The sequence below is a fragment of the Actinospineispora acaciae DSM 45401 genome (genome assembly GCF_000620785.1).
In the GTDB taxonomy this organism is placed as follows: Bacteria; Actinomycetota; Actinomycetes; order Mycobacteriales; family Pseudonocardiaceae; genus Pseudonocardia; species Pseudonocardia acaciae.
This window is the reverse complement of sequence record NZ_JIAI01000004.1, coordinates 40,165-57,088: the sequence shown is the minus strand read 5'-3', so window position 1 is coordinate 57,088 and position 16,924 is coordinate 40,165. Positions and strand designations below refer to the sequence as shown.

The following is a 16,924-nucleotide window of genomic DNA, read 5'->3' as shown; positions in this document are numbered from 1 at the left end:
CGGGTCAGGACTGAACGCGCAGGACCAGCTCGAGCGAGCGCGCCACGTGCCGTCGGCTCACCGCTTCGGCGCGCGCGGGATGCGAGCGCCCGATCGCCGTCGCGATGGCGTGGTGCTCACGGCGGGCGAGGGTGCGGTCGCGGGCCGTGTAGAGGCCGGCCAGCCGGCGGTTGAAGTGGTGCTGGATGTTCTGGTCGATCGCGGTGATCAGCATCTGGTTGCCCGAGGCGTGGGCGACCGCGGCGTGGAACTCCTCGTTCTCCTCGACGTACGACACGCCCTCGCGGGCGCCCGCCAGTTCGAGGATGCGATCGCACTGGGCGCGGGTGGCGCGCTCGGCGGCGAGGCGGGCGGCGTAGCCCTCCAGCGCGGCGCGCAGCTCGTAGATGTCGCGCACCTCGCGAGCCGTGTGCTCATGCACCTTCCAGCCGCGCCCGACGCTGCTGTCGACCAGGCCTTCCGCCTCCAGGCGCTGGAGGGACTCGCGCACCGGCGTGCGGCTCACGCCGAACCGTTCGGCCAGCTCGGCCTGGAGGATCCGTTCGTTGGGCCGCAGGTCGCCGTCCAGGATGGCGCGCCGGATCAACCGGTACGTCCGCTCCACGGCGTGGCCGGAGCCGTCGTCGTCCAGCGCGGCCAGGCTGCCCGGATCCATCTCCAGCGCCAGCTCGAGGCGACCGGCGACGGCCGCGGGGGCGCGCCGCAGCCCGCGCTCGATCAGGCTGAGGTAGGAGACGGACACCCCGGCGTCGGCCCCGACCTCGGCCAGCGTCCGACCGAGGTCGACCCGGCGCTCACGCACCGCGGCGCTGAGCGCGGCGGTGGGCTGCTCTGGCATCCGCGGCTCCTCGATTTGCCGTCATCGTACCCGCGCGACTGGATCTTGCCGTGGTTCGCCGGTCTGTTGACAACGTATACACGAGTGGATACGTTCAGGACGTCAACAGGACCACCGGAGGCGTCCATGACGGAGACCGTCGGGCTGCACCACGTGACCGCTATCTGCGGCGACGCACAGCGCAACATCGACTTCTACTGCGGGCTGCTGGGGCTTCGGTTCGCGAAGAAGACTGTCAACTTCGACGACCCGGAGACCTACCACACGTACTACGGCGACGGCCTGGCCGCGCCGGGCACGGCGATGACGTTCTTCCCCTGGCCCGAGGAGCGGCGTGGCCGGGAGGGCGCCGGGCTGGTCGTGGGCACGTCGTTCGCCGCGCCGGCCGCCGCGCTGGGCTACTGGACCGACCGGCTGGAGCGGGCCGGGACCAAGGTGGAGCGCCTGGTCCGGTTCGGCGAGGAGGTGGTGGCGTTCAAGGACCCGGACGACATGTCCGTCGAGATCGTCGGCCGGGCGTCCGTGGCGCAGGTGCACCCGTGGGCCAACTCCCCGGTGCCGGCGCAGGAGCACCTGCGGGGCTTCTCGGGTGTCACGATCGCTCACCGCGACACCGCCGCCACGGCCCGGTTCCTGGTCGAGGCGCTGGGCTACCGCCGGGTCGGCGAGGAGGGCGACCGCACGCGGTTCGAGACCGGTGACGGGTGCCTGGCCGACCGGATCGACCTGCTGCGCACCGACGACGACGATGACGACCGAGGCGGCCGGATCGGTGTCGGGGCCGTGCACCACATCGCCTTCCGCGCGCCCGACCGCGACACGCTCTACGCGCACGCGGCGGACCTGCGCCGGCACCGGATCGAGGCGACGCCGATCGTCGACCGCGCCTACTTCCACTCGCTCTACTTCAGCGAGCCCGGCGGCGTCCGCTGCGAGGTCGCCACCGACGTGCCGGGCTTCACCCGGGACGAGCCCGAGGAGTTCCTCGGCCAGTCGTTCAAGCTCCCGGTCTTCCTGGAGCCGTGGCGGGGCCGGCTGGAGCGGACGCTGCCGCCCATCCACGACCCCAACGCCTGAGGATGGGCACCGGAAACGGGCCACACCGCAGTGGTCGCGTGCTGGAGCTCGGGAGCGAGGTGGGCGCCTCGGCCGCGGTCATCCTCCTGCACGGGCGCCACGACAGCCCGGAGCGCATCGCCGAGCTGGCGCCGCGCCTCGGCGGCCGCTCGCGCTGGTTCCTGGCGCCCTCGGCCGCCGGCGGGAGCTGGTACCCGCACAGCTTCCTGGACCCCCTGGAGCGCAACCAGCCGTGGCTGGACTCGGCGCTGGCGGCCGTCGACGACGTCGTGGAACGCGTGGACCGGGCCGGCCTGCCCCGAAGCCGGACCGCCCTGGTGGGGTTCTCCCAGGGTGCCTGCCTCGCGCTGGAGTACCTGGCTCGGCGCCCGGCCCGCTACGGGGCCGTGATCGGCCTGATCGGCGGGCTCATCGGACCGCCCGACCACACCGGCCGGCTGGACGGCACGCCCGTGCTCCTGGCCTGCGGTGACAACGACGACCACGTCCCGCTGGCCCGGGTGCGGGAGACCGCCTCGGCGCTGGCCGGGATGGGCGCGCGGGTCCGGCTGGAGGTTCGGCCCGGCGGCGCGCACGAGATCGACGACACCGGGATCGCGGCCGCGGCGGAACTGCTCGACTCGATGACCCGACCCTAGATCAACCCGCTCACCAGCAAGCGGAGGAAACGTGATCGTCGACGTTGCCGCACACGTTCACCCGCCCCGGTACGCCGCGCGAGTGGCGGCCACGGACAGCCCGTACCGGGAGGACGTCAGGGCGCTCACCGACGTCGGTGCCCGCCTGGAGATGATCGACCGGTTCCCCGGGTACCGGCAGGTGGCCTCGGTCGCCGTCCCACCGCCCGAGACGCTCGTCGACGCCGCGCGCCTGCCCTACCTGTGCGCCGAGCTGAACGAGGAGCTGGCCGGCCTGGTCGCGGACCATCCCCGGCGGTTCCCCGGCGCGTTCGGGCAGCTTCCGCTGTGCGACCCGCGCGCCACCGAACGGGAGATCGCGCGCTTCGCGGACCTCGGGCTGGTCGGCTTCCAGTGCCACACCGACCTGGACGGCCGGCCGCTCGACGACCCGGCGGTGCTGCCGACGCTGGAGACGGCGCTGTCCGCCGGGCTGCCGTGCCTGCTGCATCCGGCCCGGATGCCGATCCCCGACTACCCCGGCGAGGCGGAGTCCGAGCACGGGCTGTGGCGAACCTTCGGCTGGCCGTACGCGACCACTGTCGCGCTGGCCCGGCTGGCGCACGCCGGCCTGTTCCGGCGGGTTCCGGACGCGGTGGTGATCGCCCACCACGGCGGCGCGATGGTGCCGTTCTTCGAAGGACGGCTGTCCGAGGCCGTCCGCGCCGACCTGCGACGCGCCTACGCCGACACCGCGGTGTCCGGATCGGCCGCCGCCGCGCGGTGCGCCCTCGACTTCTTCGGCGCCGAACGGGTCCTGTTCGGCAGCGACACGCCGTTCGGCCCCGGCGGCGGGCTGGACTACATCGAGCAGACGATCGGGATCATGGATCGGCTCGGCGTGAGCGCCGAGGCACGCTCGGCGATCGAGCACGGCACCGCCGAGCGGCTGCTCCTGGCACCCCGAGGCGGCGAGCGATGAGGCGCGCGGACGTCGTCGTCAGGCGGGTGGCGTTCGCGATGGTCACGATCGTCATGGCGATCTCGCTCAACTTCGTGCTCTTCCGCGCCGTCCCCGGCGATGCGGTCACCGCCCTGCAGTGCGGCCAGTGCTCCGCCGAGTTCCGGGCGTCCCAGCGCCACGCCCTGGGCCTGGACCGGCCGCTGCCGGAGCAGTACTGGATCTACCTGAGCGGGTTGGCCCACGGCGACCTCGGGCTCTCGCTGGACTCGCGGCGCCCGGTGCTGGAGGAGATCGGGCCGCCGCTGCTCAACTCCGTGCCGGTGATGGCGCTGAGCCTGGTCGTGGCCGTCGCGCTGGGCGTCGGCACCGGTGTCCTCGCGGCCTGGCGGCGCGGCACCGCGGTGGACCGGGGCACCACCTGGACCGCGCTGGTGTGCCACGCGCTTCCCCCGCAGTGGCTGGGGCTGCTGATGGTGCTGTTCGTGGCCGGCTGGCTCGGCGTGCCGGCGGCGGGCGCGGTGGACCCGATGCTCGGCGTGCTCGCCGACGCGTCGACGTGGGAGGTGGTGGGCGACCGCCTCCGCCACATGATCCTGCCGGTGTCGACGCTGGCGCTGGTGATCTTCGGCGAGTTCACGATGATCAGCAGGTCGTCCATGCTGGAGACCCTGGGAGAGGACTACGTCCTCACGGCCAGGGCCATGGGCATGCGGGACCGGCGGATCGTCTGGCGGCACGCATTCCGTAACGCGATGTTGCCGCAGGTCACGGCGGTCGCCATGTCGATCGGGTTCATCGCCGGCGGCGCGATCACGATCGAGTACGTGTTCTCGTATCCCGGCGTCGGGCTGCGCGCCGTGCACGCGATCGACCAGCGGGACTGGCCGGTGCTCCAGGGCATCTTCCTGGTCGTGACGGTCACGGTGATCCTCAGCAACCTGGCCGCCGACCTCCTCTACGCCGCGCTCGACCCTCGGGTGATCGCATGAGCGCCGGGCGCCAACCGCGGGTCGGGCTGGTGATCGTCGTCGCCTTCGTCGCGGCCGGCGTGCTCGGCCCGCTGCTGGCCCCCTACAGCACCACCGCCAGGTCGGGCGCGGTGTACGAGCCGCCGAGCCCGGCCCACCCGCTCGGGACCGACGACGGCGGCGTGGACATGCTGTCGCTGCTCCTCGACGGCACCCGCGTGTCGCTGGTCATCGGCTTCGCGGCGGCCGCGGTGGCGGCGGCGGTCGGCGGCCTGGTCGGGCTGGTCGCCGGCTACTTCGGCGGGCGCACGGACGGCGTGCTGATGCGGATCACCGACTACGTGATCGTGCTCCCGACGGTGCCGACCATGATCGTGGTCGCGGCGCTGTTCGGGCGGACGCTGACCAACGTCGTCCTGATCATCGGCGCGGTCTACTGGACGTACACCGCCCGGGTGATCCGCGCGCAGGTCAAGACGCTGCGCGCCCGGCCGTACGTGACCCGCTCCCGGGCGCTGGGCGCCGGCCACCCGCGCGTGATCACCCGGCACGTGCTGCCCCAGGTGGCCCCGCTGCTGATCGCCAACACCGTGCTGCTGGTGTCGAGCGCGATCTTCGCGGAGACCTTCATCGCGTTCCTAGGCCTCGGCGACCCGACGCTGGTCTCGTGGGGGCGGCTGATCCAGAACTCGTTCCGGGGCGCGGCGGTGCTCAACGATGCCTGGTGGGCGGTGGTCCCGCCCGGCGTGTGCGTGGCGGCCGTGGTGCTGGCCTGCACGATGGTCGGCCAGTCGATCGAGGACTCGCTGAACCCCCGGCTGCGGGTCGGACACCTGTCCGGGCGGCGCTTCCGCGTTCGCCCGCCGGTCCCGCGAGAGGTCGATGACGATGCCGCTGCTTGAGGTGCGGGACCTGCACGTCTGGTTCGAGCTGCCGGACGGCGGCGAGGTGCACGCGGTGCGCGGCGTCTCGTTCGCCCTCGACCGCGGCGAGCGGATGGGGCTGGTCGGGGAGTCGGGGAGCGGCAAGACGACCGCGATCATGGCCGTGATGGGGCTGCTCCCGGCGTCGGCCAGCGTGGCGGGGCGGGTGCTGCTGGACGGCCGGGACGTGCTCGCCGGCGGCGAGGAGGGCCTGCGCCCGATCCGCTGGCGCCGCGTCGCGATGGTCTTCCAGGGGGCGATGAACGCCCTGAACCCGGTGCGCCGGATCGGCGACCAGCTGGTCGAGCCGATGGAGCTGCACGGCGTGGCCCGGGGCAGGCGCGCCCGCCTGCGGGCCGCCGAGCTGCTCGAACTGGTCGGCATCCCGCCGGCGCGGGCGCGCGCGTACCCGCACGAGCTGTCCGGCGGCATGCGCCAGCGGACCTCGATCGCGCTCGCGCTGGCGTGCGACCCGTCGGTGCTGCTGGCCGACGAGCCGACGACGGCCCTGGACGTGATGATGCAGGCCCAGATCCTGGAGCTGCTCGGGCGGCTGGCCGACGAGCTGGGCCTGGCGGTGGTGCTCGTGACCCACGACCTCGCCGTCGTCGCCCAGACCTGCGCGCGGGCCGCCGTGCTGTACGCCGGCGAGATCGCGGAGGCGGGCACCGTCGACGACCTCTACCACCGGCCTCGGCATCCCTACACCCGGCTGCTGTTCGAGGCCACGCCCGACCTGTGGGGAGAGGTGGCGCGATGACCGAGCTGCTCACCCTGGATCGGGTCGCGGTCCGGTTCCCGGCGCGGCGGAGCCTGCTCGGCGCGCTGGCCGGCCGGGGGCGCGGGTACGTCACCGCCGTCGACGGCGTCACGCTGTCCGTGGCGCGGGGCGAGATGCTGGCCGTCGTCGGCGAGTCCGGCTGCGGCAAGACCACGCTGGCCCACGCCGGCCTGCGCCTGGTCCAGCCGCACTCCGGGCGGGTCCGCTTCGACGGCGAGGACGTCGCGGGCCTGGACGAGCGCCGGCTGCGCGCGATGCGCCGCCGCGTCGCGCTCATCCACCAGGATCCCTACGAGTCGCTGGACCCACGCTTCCGGGTCCGCGCCACCGTCGAGGAACCGCTGCTGATCCACCGCACGGGCGGCACCCGTGAGCGGCGCCGGGCGGCGGTGTCGCGGGCGCTGGAGCGGGCCGGGCTGACCCCGCCCGAGCGGTTCCTGGAGCGCTATCCGCACGAGCTGTCCGGTGGCCAGCGCCAGCGCGTCGCGATCGCCGCCGCGTTGATCCTCGGGCCGGAGCTCATCGTGGCCGACGAGCCGGTGTCGATGCTCGACGTCTCCGTGCGGGCCGGCATCCTGCGGCTGCTCGACGGCCTGCGCCGCGACGGCCTCGCCATCGTCATGGTCACCCACGACCTGTCCACCGCCGCCCACTTCGCCGACCGGATCGCCGTGATGTACCTGGGCCGGGTGGTCGAGGAGGGCCCGGCCCAGGCCGTCGTCCGCGCGCCCCGCCACCCGTACACGCGGGCGCTGCTGTCGGTCGTCCCGTCCGCCGACCCGCGCCGGCGCGGGCAGCCACGCGTCCTGAGGGGCGAGATCCCCGACGCCGGCGCGGTCCCGCCCGGCTGCCGCTTCCACCCCCGATGCCCGGCGGTGACCGAGCGCTGCCGCCGCGACGACCCCCGGCTCCCGGACGTCGACGGCCACCGCGCCGCCTGCTGGCTGGTGGAGACATCGTGACCGGCAGGAGGGTGGGTCTCGCCGTCGTCGTCGCGCTGATGGTTGCGGCCTGCGGGAACGGCACGGCGGCCCGGGTGTCGAGCGCCGATGCGGAGGGCGGCGTGCTGCGCGTCGGGGTGGTCGAGACCTCCCAGTCGCTCAACCCGTGGCTGACGCTGACCCTCCCGTCGGGGATCGGCAAGATGCTGGCCTACCCCCGGTTGATCGAGCAGGACGCCGGTGCCGGCGGCTGGCACCCGGCGCCGGACCTGGCGACGTCGTGGGACATCGCGCCGGACTACCGGCGCATCACGTTCCACCTGCGGCCCACCGCGAAGTGGTCGGACGGGGGCCCCATCACCGCGCGGGACGCGGCGTGGACGATCAACACGACCCTGAGGTTCCGGGACGGCCCCACCAGCAGGATGGCCGGCGTGGTGGCCGGCATCGAGCGGGCCAGCGCGCCGGACCCGACCACGCTGGTGGTCGACTACCACACGGTTCGGTCGGACGCGCTGGAGGCGGTCGGCGGCGTTCCGCTGCTGCCCGAGCACGTGTGGGCGCCGCTGGCGACCGGGGACGGGCGGGGCCTGCAGGCCTACCGGCCCGACCAGCGCCCGGGCGGGATGGTCACCGGCGGCCCGTATCGCCTGCAACGGTTCGACCCGAGGGGCACAGTGGTCTTCGTCCGCGATCCGGACTACTACCGCCCGCCCGCGCGGGCGAAGGTGCTGACCCTGACGCTGTTCACCAACGCCGACTCGATGGTCCACGCCTTCCGCGCCGGCGAGGTCGACGTCATCCTCTCGGTGCCCACCTCGGCCGTTCCGGCCGTGCGCAAGACGCCCGGTGCGACGGTGTCCGCGGATCCGTCGTTCGAGCAGCTGGACCTGCTGTTCAACAGCAACCCGAACAAGACGGAGAACCGCGAGCTGCTCGACCCCCGGGTCCGGGAGGCGCTGGGCTACTGCATCGACCGCCAGGACGTCATCGACGTGGTCTTCCACGGGTACGCGCGGAGGATCGAGACCCTGTTCGGGAGCACCAGCCAGTACGCCAACCGTGCGCTGCCCGCGCGCGACCACGACTGCGCGGCCGGGAACCGGATCCTGGACGAGCTCGGCTACCGGCGCGGACCCGACGGCGTGCGGATCGTGCCGGCCGGCTCCGGGCAGCCGACGCACCGCATGGCCTACGAGGTCGTGACGCCGAACTCGTGGCCGTTCAACATCACGCGGGCGGCCACCATCCTGCGCTCCAACCTGGGTGACCTCGGGGTCGACGCCACCCAGCTCACCGTCGGGGACGAGCCGGCGACCTGGGCGAAGACCCTCGGCGCCGACTGCGACGCCACCACCCGGCGCGGCTACACCGGCTGGGACCTGTGGCTGGACGTGGACATCTCCGACATCAACCCCCTGGACACGCTCGACCACTACGTGAGCTCGTCGTGGTGCGCCTGGAACCTCACCGGGTTCACCGATCCCGCCTACGACGAGCTGTACCGGGCAACCTCCCGCGACCCCGCCCAGCGCGACGCCGGGATCATGAAGCTGCAGGAGATGTACTACCTGGCGCGCGCGGCCTATCCGATCGCGGAGATACCCGAGATCAGTGCCCACAACGACCGGTGGACAGGTTTCCCGAGCTTCCTCCTGGTCGCCACCAACAAGGACTTCTACACCAGGCCGCACCTGACGAACGGGGGATGAGATGTCCGTCGAATCGCCGTCCGACATCGACACAGCCGAGCTGGGCCCGGCATTCGCGGCGCGCCACGACGCACACGACGCGCTGCACGACGCCAACCGCGCGCTGGTCGAGCGCGACTGGTGGGACCCGGTGTACGTCGCCACCCGGCGGGCGCTGGAGCGGGTGACCGTCGACCTCGCCCGGGCCAAGTGGATGCTCGGCCGCATCGACGGCACCTACGGCGACTTCGCCCCGCCGCTGGGCGCCTCGGGCGACCTCGACACCGTCGTCGCGATGTTCGGCGAGGTCACCGGCGCCGCGGGGCGGATCCAGGACGCCTGCCGCGCGGGCCGCGTCCTCGACGCCCCGCTCCCCGAGCTCGTCGGCCGGGCGGGCAGCGAGATCAGCTTCGCCGGGGACGTCCCGCTGGTGCCGTCCATCTGCCCCATCGTGGTGCTGCAGGGATCGAACCGGGACATGGGGCGCCAGTACGCCCAGCAGGTCATCGAGATCTTCGGGCGGTGGATCTTCGCGCCGCAGGCGGCCAGGCGGCTGGACGCGGCGGAGACCGCCCAGCTGCGCATCTGGGAGGCGCAACTGCGCCGGCACATGCCCGAGGTGCTGGCCTTCGTCGAGGGTTGGGCGGACGGTGCGTCGATGTCCTACGACCAGGTGCTGGCGATCTGGACCGGCACCCGCCCGTTCGCCACCGAGTCCAGGCCCTTCGCCTACGCGGAGTCCGACGCCGCCGGCGAGCGCACGAACGCGGCCTACCTCGGAGGGTCACCGCCCAGGGCCGGCGTCCCGGACCTGTGCAGCGGCGTGTGCGCCTGGGGCGCTGCGACCGCGGACGGGCGGCTGGTGGCCGGCGCGACCACCGACCACGACTGCACGTTCCAGGCGACCATCGTCGCCTTCCCGGCGGACGGCCACAGCTTCGTCTACACGCCCTTCTCGGTGAAGGGCTCCATCCCGATGATCGGCCGCGACTACCTCGGCGGCCACCCGGGGATGAACAGCAGGGGCGTCGCCTACGTCCACCACGGCGGCGCCAGCGGCGGCGAGCCGAGGGACCAGTGGGGGTACGGCGTCCGCCGAGGCGCCGCCACCTTCCACGCGCTGCAGTTCGCCGACAGCGCCGCCGAGGCCCGGGACATGATGCTGCGGCTGCCGGTGGGGGACGCCGGGGTCACCCTGGGGACGGCCGGCGGGCTGTGGGCCGACGGCGAGCGGGCGTTCTGTTTCGAGGCCCGCAACGGCTGCCCCGACGATCCAGACCCGATCATCAGGGAGGCCACCTACGACGCCTACGGGTCGCCGCACGACTTCCTCTACGCCAACAACAACGCGCTGAGCCCCCGCTCCGGGCACCTCAACGGGGCGCCGCGCACGGGCTACGAGTACTCCCTGGCCGGCGGGTGGCACACGGTCGATCCCCGGGTCATCCACGAGGCGCCCGGACCCATCGCGATCCGCCGCCTGATCACCAAGACCAGCGAGGGCCGCAACCGCTTCCACTACCGGGCGATGATGGAGGGCTACGGGCGGATCGACCTGGACTACCTGGACGCCCTGTACCACACCAGCGGCGAGATTCCGCCCGGCGACGTCCGGGAGGTCGCCGAGCGCTGGCACGCCGGCGAACGGTGGAACTCCTCCGTCGCGCACCGGGGCAACGCGTTCACCGCCCTCATGGCCCCGAGGGCCGACGGCTCCGGTACCTACCGCGCCTGCGTCGGACCGGCCGCTCGCGGGCTGGCCACCCCCGATCCGGGCCATGGCTACTACTACGTCGACGAGACCAACGCGTTCTGGGAGATCACGCTGGCGGCATCGCCCGCCGAGGTGCTGGCCGATGCCGAGCGGCGGGCGCGGGCGCACCTCGCCCATGCATCCGAGGCGCTCGCCGCGTTCGACGGCTGTCCCGAGGCGGGCGCCGAGCTCGCCCGCCTCATGCATCTGGCAGAGTCCGAGCTCGCCGGGGCGGGCCGCGACAGCGGGCACCGCGCCGCTGACGCTCAACCGGCCGGCCTGTCGCGGCGGCTTCGCTCGGCTACACGTGCCCAGGTACGCGCCAAGCAGGTCGCCGAGGCCGTGCGCCCGCCCGCCGGCCTCACCCTGCGCCGCCACGCGTAAACACACCAACGCTCGTTGGTAACCGGAACAGTGCTCGCCTGGGCGCTCCGACCGTTGCTGATTGCGACAGATCAGTCCCTTCCTTTGCGGACATCCTTGCCCTGTTCGGCGAACGCCTTGAAGTCCCGCATGTGTTGCTGCGACTGCTTGTGGAAGGCGCCGGGCATGAGAAGCCCCACCAGCCGCATCAGCAGGCCGCTGAACCGGTATTCGCTCTCGCTCTCCCAGAGCGTCGTCTCCGGATTGGCTTCGGTCAGCCGATCGCGCACGACGCTCCACATGCCCGCGCCGACGATCTCGCGGTCGAAGTGAACGACGATCCCCTGGGGGATCCCGTGCAGGTCGGCCGGATCCCGGCGTGTGATCGTTTCGGTGCATTCGATCGTCCGCTGCCCCGACCGCATCACGACCCGCGACGTCGTACCGAGCTGCCCGTGTATCCCATTCACCGGCTCGTGCAGCACCAGGCCCCGCAGCCACCTCGGTAGGTGTGCAGGGTCGGCAAGCAGCTGGGCCACCTTCTCCCTCGGCAGGGCGATCTCGATCGAGTTGGTGTACTTCATCGCGCATTCTTTCCAGGTGTGGGACATGCTGTTGTGTTGCTCGTCCTGCTCCTCGACGGAGAGGTCTGACATCCGTCTCCAGGAATGCTGGTCAGCCCGCCGCGGTGGGGATGTCAGGTCGGGTCGGGTGCGTAGAACTTGGTGGTGGCCTCGACCGCGGCCGCGACGTGCTCCGGTTCGCCACCAGCGGCCAGGTGAGCCCGTCCCCAGGCCGCGGCGCTGCGCCGGATGAACTCGCGCCCTTCGGGCGACTGCTGGACGCCCTCGTGGTCGGCGGTCTCGCCATCGGCCAACAGCCGGGCCAGGGCGAGGAGATGCAGGTCCCAGCCAACGCCGCCGGCACCGGGGCCGTAGGTCGGGAAGAGGGGCTCCTCGACGATCGCTGCGTGGATCAGTTCGAACTCGGTGTCGCCGGTCGGGCCCGGGGCCAGGCGCACTTCCACCTCGCTCGTGCCGGGCCAAGCGTCGGCGTCCGGTCCGTAGAGCCAGGACACCTTGAGCAGACGCGGCGGCTCGCACCGGAGGATCTCGCCGTGCTCACCACCGTCCAGCTCGAACTTCCCGCCAAGCCGCAGGTCCCCGGTGACCGGTTTCAACCAGCGAGGCAGCCGCTCGGGGCTGGTCAGGGCGTCCCAGACGTCGTCGATCCGCGCTTCGTATCGACGCCGCACCTCGATGGTGTACGCGTCGCCGGCGGGCACGCTGCCCTTGCCCATCGCTCGGCGCGCGGCGGCCAGTTCGTCCAATACGTCTTTCATGTCATGTTCCCTTCGCTGATGGATCGGTCTTGTCCGCATCGGTGCCGGGCTCGGCCGGTCGGGTGGGCTCCCCGCCGGCCGGAGTCCGAGCTGCACGCCTGCCCCGCGCCAGCTCGGTTCCCAGAGCGTCGAGGCGTTGTTCCCACAACCGGCGAAACCGGTCCAACCACGCGTCAACCTCGCTCAGCGGCGCGGGCTCGACGGCGTAGAACCGGCGAGCGCCCTCAGCCCGCACCGACGCGAACCCGCTGTCACGCAGCACGCGCAGATGCTGTGAGACACCCGGCTGGGAGAGCCCGAACTCGGCCCGGATCACGTCCGTGATCGCGCCAGAGGTCTGTTCGCCGTCGGCGAGCAGCTCCAGAATGCGCCGGCGCACCGGGTCGCCAAGGATGTCGAACGCGTGCACAACCAAGGACCGTACTAGTCTCCACTTATATAAGTCATTCATGGTATCCTGACGCCATGTTCGACTGAGAGTTCGTCGTCGTTCGCGAACTCTGCCCCGCGGTAGCAGGTGAGGGCCCGATCCCTCAGCGTGTGCACCACCCTCGCGCCGCTGCTCGCCGGCGTGTCCGCCACCGGCGTAGCGGTCCTGCTGCTTGGACGCACAACGCTCCACGGTTTCGGAGTCGCGCGTGTCCGCCTCTTGGGACTTGGGGCGCCGGCCTTCGACCCCGAAGCCGGCCTGCCGCGTGAGCGCATCGCTCACTCTCTGTACATCGGTTGGCTACGAGTGCGGGGTGTGCGGGGGCGGTACTGCGCCAAATGTGCAGGCAAAGCACCTGTTCGGGCATTGCGGGTCGGTGCTGCGCACGAGCACAGTGGTTGAGGGCCGCACACGGAGAGTGTGTGTGATCACATATCACTCAATGGGTCGGGAGGGGTGATGGTCCGCGGCGGGCGAGCGCCGAGCGGCTTCAGGACGAGGATCCCGGCGGTGGCGGATCGGTTCGTGGCTCGGCCGCGGCTGTCCGGTATGCCTGGGACGGGTACCGACCAGACGTCGGAGGACGTCGTTCTGGTCACCGGGCCGCCGGGGTCGGGGAAGACGACGCTGCTGGCGGAGTGGGCACAGTCCGTCGGGCGGGCCGGTTGGGTCTCGTTGAGCGAGGGCGACGACTCCCGCTCGGTCTGGGCTACGGTCCTCGCTACGCTGCCGATGCTCGATGTCGCGGTGCCGGGGGGCGGTCGGCCCGACCTCGAGTTCGTCACCAAGTTCGTGTGCGCGGCCGACGAGCTGCGTGAACCGGTGTGGGTGTTTCTCGACGAGATCGAGCATCTGTCCGACTCTGATCTGCTGCGGAGCCTGAGCTTGCTGCTGCGGTGGCCGCCGTCTTCGCTGCGCTTCGTTCTCGCGGGCCGGTTCGAGCCGGCGCTGGGCTTCCCCCGGCTCCGGGTGGATGGGAGGCTGCGTGAGATCCGGGCTCGCGAGCTGGCCTTCACCAGGGACGAGGCGGTTGAGCTGCTCGGCGGTCATGGTCTTCGTCTCGACGACGCCGCGATGGATGCGCTGATCGAGCTCAGCGAGGGATGGGCGGCGGGCCTTCGGCTGGCCGCCATGGCGCTGGAGACCGGCGACGAGACGGAGCTGCTCGCGGGGTTCGCCAGCGGCCATCGCGCGGTCGCCGACTATCTGGTCGGCGAGCTGTTTGCGCACCAGTCGCCCCGCGAGCACGGATTCATGCTGCGCACGTCCGTGTGTGACGAGCTGACACCGGCGCTGGCCGGCGAGCTGTCCGGGCTCGACGACGCGGGTGAGATTCTTGATCATCTTTGCCGGTGCAACGCTCTCACCGAGTTCTCGGCGGGCACCACCGGGACCTATCGGTACCACCGCCTGTTGCGTGGCTACCTGCGCGCGGAGCTGCGACGTACGCAGGGAGAGGCGTCGGTGGCACGGCTGCACCGCGCCGCGGCGCGGTGGTATGCCGAGCATGACGATCCGCGCCGTGGTGTCGGGCATGCGCTCGCCGCGAACGATGCCGCTCAGGCCGCCGATCTCATCGAACGGGCGGGGCCTGGGCTGGTGCTGTCGGGGCAGGCCGACGGGCTGCGCTCGCTCGTCGCGCACGTCCCCGCGCGGCTGGCCGAGCTGCCCTCGGTGCGGCTGATGGAGGCGGCCGCGGCCCTGGAGGCCGGCGACGTGGCCGAGGCGGACGCCGCGCTGGACAGCGTGCGGACCGAGGATCCGCGGTGGGCGGCGCTGCACGCCGTGCTGCGCGTGCGCAGCGGCCACGCGACCGGCGCCGCGGACACGACCCTTGACGATCTCGAGGCGGCGGCGCGCGCGGCGAACGACCCCGAGGTCGACGAGCTCGCCCAGCTGACCGTGGGCACCACCCACCTGCTGCACGGCGCTGCCGACAAGGCCGAGCCGGCCCTGCGCCGGGCGCTCGACGCGGCCGACAGCCACGGCCATGAGTACGTGGTCCTGCGATGCCTGGCCGGGCTGGCCGCGACGGCGATGTCGTGGGGCGACTTCGACAAGGCGGGCGCGCGGGCTCAGGCCGCGATCGACTTCGCCCGCGCGCGGGGACAGGAACAGACAGCGGCCTGCGGGTCCGCCTACCTCACCGCGGGGCACGTCGCGTACCTGCGGCTCGACCGCGCCGACGCGAACGGGTACTCGTCGCTGTCTGGCCGGCTGCTTGACGCCGAGGCAGACCCGGCTTCGGCGTTCGCGGCGACCGCCCTCGGCGCCACCGTGAGGTTCGATCGCGCCGTGCGATCCGGGTCCGCGACTCGGGAGGCACTGCGGTCGTATCCGGCGGCCATCCGAGGGGCGTGGGCCGCGATGTCCGGCCCGCTCGAGCCGGTGTGGGTGGCGTTCGCGGCCGAGGCGCTCACGCGGATGAGCCTGTGGGTGGGCGAGACGGGCTGGGCGGCGGAAGCCACCCAGCACGTGACCCAGTCGTTGGGAGACGCCGGCGAGGCCAACGTGCTCAGGGCGACCGTCGAGCTCCATCGTGGCCGGGTTGCCGCGGCCCAGCGGTGCCTTGCTCCGGTGCTCGCCCGGGCCTCGACCTGCGTCTCGCCGGTCTCGACCGTGCAGGCCTGGCTGCTCGACGCGGTGAGCGCCGACCTCTGCGGTGATACGCGACGCACGCGCCGGGCGTTGATCGAGGCCGCGCGGGTCGCCGAGCCGCTGAATGCGCTGCGCCCGTTCGACGACGGAGGCCGGCGAACTCGGGCTCTGGTCGCCCGATACCTGGGCCGGTTCGGCCGCCTTGAGCCATTCGTGCACCACGTCCTGCGTGCCGTTCCCGGGCGCGCGCTCGGTCCCGCCGAGCGTCTCAGCGACCGCGAGTTGGAGGTGCTCGCCGAGCTGCGCTCGCTGCGCACCTCCGAGGAGATCGCGGACGATCTCGGGGTCAGTGTCAACACGATCAAGACCCATCAGCGCAGCATCTACCGGAAGTTCGACGTCGGGACCCGACGCGACGCTATCGCCGCCGCCGGGCGGCTCGGTCTGCTCTGACGTTCATCCCTCCCGTGTGACGACCGGCGCCGGCGGCGATTACATCCTGGTGCTGAGCAGGTGGTGCCGTGTCCAGGAGGTCGAGCTCGTGCGGTATGAGTTCACGTTGGCGCGCCCCCTGTCCATGACCGCAAGGGCCGCGTTCCCTGAGCTGAAGGTCTCCATGGTCGACCCGCGCGGCACCACGCTCTACGGGGCGGTTCAGGATCGTGCGCACCTCGACGGCATCCTCGCGCGGTTCCGCAACCTCGGGCTGGAGCTCATCGACCTGCACCGGCTCCCCGACTGAGCCGGACGCGCACCCAAGGATCATCCGCGCCGGGTGAGGCGGCGGGCTCGGGAGGCCTTCACCCTGGCCACCGCATCGTGCACACGCACTTCGACGCGCGGGGAGGCAGCATGACCGAGGGGACGGGAGCGGCCGCACAGACACCCGGGCCGTCGGCGACGCACCAGCATCGCGCGTCAGGAACGCCCGGTCGACGCGACGTCGCGGATGTCATGGCCGACGTCGGTGAGTCGAGATGGTGGCCGGTCGCCTACGGGGTGCTTGCCGTCATCGCCGGCATCCTCGCCGTTGCCTGGCCGGGTGTGACCGCGCTGGTCCTGGCGGCGATCTTCGGGATCCAGCTGCTCATCCTGGGACTGTTCCGCACCGTCTGGGTGCTCGCGGTCCCGGACACCTCGACCGCGACGAAGGTCATCGGCGTGCTCGTGGGCATCCTGGCGATCATCGCCGGGGTGATGTGCCTGCGCTCACCGGTCGCGACCGCGGTGTTCCTGGCGATCGTGGTCGGACTGTTCTGGTTGGTGAACGGCGTGATGGAACTCGCGGCCGGGGTCGCGGGACGCAGCCAACGGGGCAGGGGCTGGGCGATCCTCGGCGGTGTGGTGGGGCTCATCGCGGGCGTCGTCGTGCTGTCCATGCCGGTCATCAGCGCGGTCACCCTGGCGTGGGTGCTCGGCATCGTGATGATCGTGCACGGAGCCGTGACGGCAATCGGCGCGTTCGGCAGGCCCGCCACGACCCCGGCGAGCTGACCGGTCGGGGGACACGCGTTCCGATCCCCACACTGACATCTTGGTCACGGCCGATCGACCACCGGAGTTCGTCGAGTCCGAACCCCGGCTCAGGACGAGTCAGGGCGCTGGGTCGGCGCGGGCGCACGTCGTGTCGCGTTCGTG

Annotated in this window: 16 protein-coding genes; 12 read left to right on the top strand and 4 right to left on the bottom strand. The window is 72.3% G+C overall.

Going from position 1 to position 16,924, the window contains the following annotated elements:
• Nucleotides 1–4 precede the first annotated feature (4 nt).
• Nucleotides 5–838, bottom strand: a complete 834-nt coding sequence (locus tag N912_RS53350; protein ID WP_084211053.1) for an FCD domain-containing protein — start codon at nucleotides 836–838, stop codon at nucleotides 5–7.
• A 126-nt stretch (nucleotides 839–964) separates the two neighbouring features.
• Between N912_RS53350 and N912_RS0120345 the strand changes: the two genes are divergently transcribed.
• Genes N912_RS0120345 through N912_RS0120305 form a run of 9 tightly spaced genes read left to right on the top strand, consistent with a single transcriptional unit; the run spans nucleotide 965 to nucleotide 10,937 of the window.
• A complete protein-coding gene (locus N912_RS0120345; RefSeq protein ID WP_028923851.1) occupies nucleotides 965–1,915 on the top strand; it encodes a VOC family protein in 951 nt (316 codons plus the stop codon).
• Nucleotides 1,916–1,953: 38 nt separating this feature from the next.
• Nucleotides 1,954–2,553 carry an alpha/beta hydrolase gene (locus N912_RS0120340; protein ID WP_169747915.1) on the top strand — a complete coding sequence of 200 codons (600 nt, stop codon included), beginning with the start codon at nucleotides 1,954–1,956 and terminating at the stop codon, nucleotides 2,551–2,553.
• 31 nt (nucleotides 2,554–2,584) lie between these two features.
• Nucleotides 2,585–3,514, top strand: a complete 930-nt coding sequence (locus tag N912_RS53345) for an amidohydrolase family protein (protein ID WP_084211052.1) — start codon at nucleotides 2,585–2,587, stop codon at nucleotides 3,512–3,514.
• The gene (locus N912_RS0120330; protein ID WP_028923849.1) at nucleotides 3,511–4,485 is read left to right on the top strand and encodes an ABC transporter permease; all 975 of its coding nucleotides are present in this window, start codon (nucleotides 3,511–3,513) and stop codon (nucleotides 4,483–4,485) included. The genes N912_RS53345 and N912_RS0120330 overlap by 4 nt, the downstream gene beginning before the upstream one ends.
• Nucleotides 4,482–5,366: an ABC transporter permease gene (locus tag N912_RS53340; protein WP_051580500.1), complete on the top strand. Its 885-nt coding sequence runs from the start codon at nucleotides 4,482–4,484 to the stop codon at nucleotides 5,364–5,366. The genes N912_RS0120330 and N912_RS53340 overlap by 4 nt, the downstream gene beginning before the upstream one ends.
• Nucleotides 5,353–6,147 carry an ABC transporter ATP-binding protein gene (locus N912_RS65785; RefSeq protein WP_051580499.1) on the top strand — a complete coding sequence of 265 codons (795 nt, stop codon included), beginning with the start codon at nucleotides 5,353–5,355 and terminating at the stop codon, nucleotides 6,145–6,147. Before N912_RS53340 ends, N912_RS65785 begins: the two co-directional genes overlap by 14 nt.
• Nucleotides 6,144–7,130 carry an ABC transporter ATP-binding protein gene (locus N912_RS65780; RefSeq protein WP_028923848.1) on the top strand — a complete coding sequence of 329 codons (987 nt, stop codon included), beginning with the start codon at nucleotides 6,144–6,146 and terminating at the stop codon, nucleotides 7,128–7,130. The genes N912_RS65785 and N912_RS65780 overlap by 4 nt, the downstream gene beginning before the upstream one ends.
• A complete protein-coding gene (locus N912_RS0120310; RefSeq protein ID WP_169747914.1) occupies nucleotides 7,127–8,821 on the top strand; it encodes an ABC transporter substrate-binding protein in 1,695 nt (564 codons plus the stop codon). The genes N912_RS65780 and N912_RS0120310 overlap by 4 nt, the downstream gene beginning before the upstream one ends.
• Before the next feature lies 1 nt (nucleotide 8,822).
• Complete coding sequence (locus N912_RS0120305) at nucleotides 8,823–10,937, top strand: C45 family peptidase (protein ID WP_028923846.1); 2,115 nt, start codon at nucleotides 8,823–8,825, stop codon at nucleotides 10,935–10,937.
• A gap of 71 nt (nucleotides 10,938–11,008) precedes the next feature.
• On the opposite strand, the gene N912_RS0120300 is transcribed toward N912_RS0120305, so the two are convergent.
• The 3 genes from N912_RS0120300 to N912_RS0120290 are packed head-to-tail and all read right to left on the bottom strand — an operon-like array spanning nucleotide 11,009 to nucleotide 12,667.
• Nucleotides 11,009–11,572 carry an SRPBCC family protein gene (locus N912_RS0120300; protein WP_245645359.1) on the bottom strand — a complete coding sequence of 188 codons (564 nt, stop codon included), beginning with the start codon at nucleotides 11,570–11,572 and terminating at the stop codon, nucleotides 11,009–11,011.
• A 41-nt stretch (nucleotides 11,573–11,613) separates the two neighbouring features.
• Entirely contained in the window at nucleotides 11,614–12,258 is a 645-nt protein-coding gene (locus N912_RS0120295) for an SRPBCC domain-containing protein (protein WP_037065762.1), read from the bottom strand.
• 1 nt (nucleotide 12,259) lies between these two features.
• Nucleotides 12,260–12,667 (bottom strand): ArsR/SmtB family transcription factor, encoded by a 408-nt coding sequence (locus tag N912_RS0120290; RefSeq protein WP_028923843.1) that lies wholly within the window; start codon nucleotides 12,665–12,667, stop codon nucleotides 12,260–12,262.
• A gap of 480 nt (nucleotides 12,668–13,147) precedes the next feature.
• Between N912_RS0120290 and N912_RS0120285 the strand changes: the two genes are divergently transcribed.
• The 3 genes from N912_RS0120285 to N912_RS53330 all read left to right on the top strand — a co-directional run bounded on the left by N912_RS0120285 (nucleotide 13,148) and on the right by N912_RS53330 (nucleotide 16,780).
• Nucleotides 13,148–15,739 (top strand): winged helix-turn-helix domain-containing protein, encoded by a 2,592-nt coding sequence (locus N912_RS0120285; RefSeq protein WP_028923842.1) that lies wholly within the window; start codon nucleotides 13,148–13,150, stop codon nucleotides 15,737–15,739.
• An 88-nt stretch (nucleotides 15,740–15,827) separates the two neighbouring features.
• Complete coding sequence (locus tag N912_RS0120280) at nucleotides 15,828–16,028, top strand: hypothetical protein (protein WP_028923841.1); 201 nt, start codon at nucleotides 15,828–15,830, stop codon at nucleotides 16,026–16,028.
• Between the two features lie 212 nt (nucleotides 16,029–16,240).
• On the top strand, nucleotides 16,241–16,780 hold the full coding sequence (locus tag N912_RS53330) for an HdeD family acid-resistance protein (protein WP_051580498.1): 540 nt from the start codon (nucleotides 16,241–16,243) through the stop codon (nucleotides 16,778–16,780).
• Nucleotides 16,781–16,924: the final 144 nt, after the last annotated feature.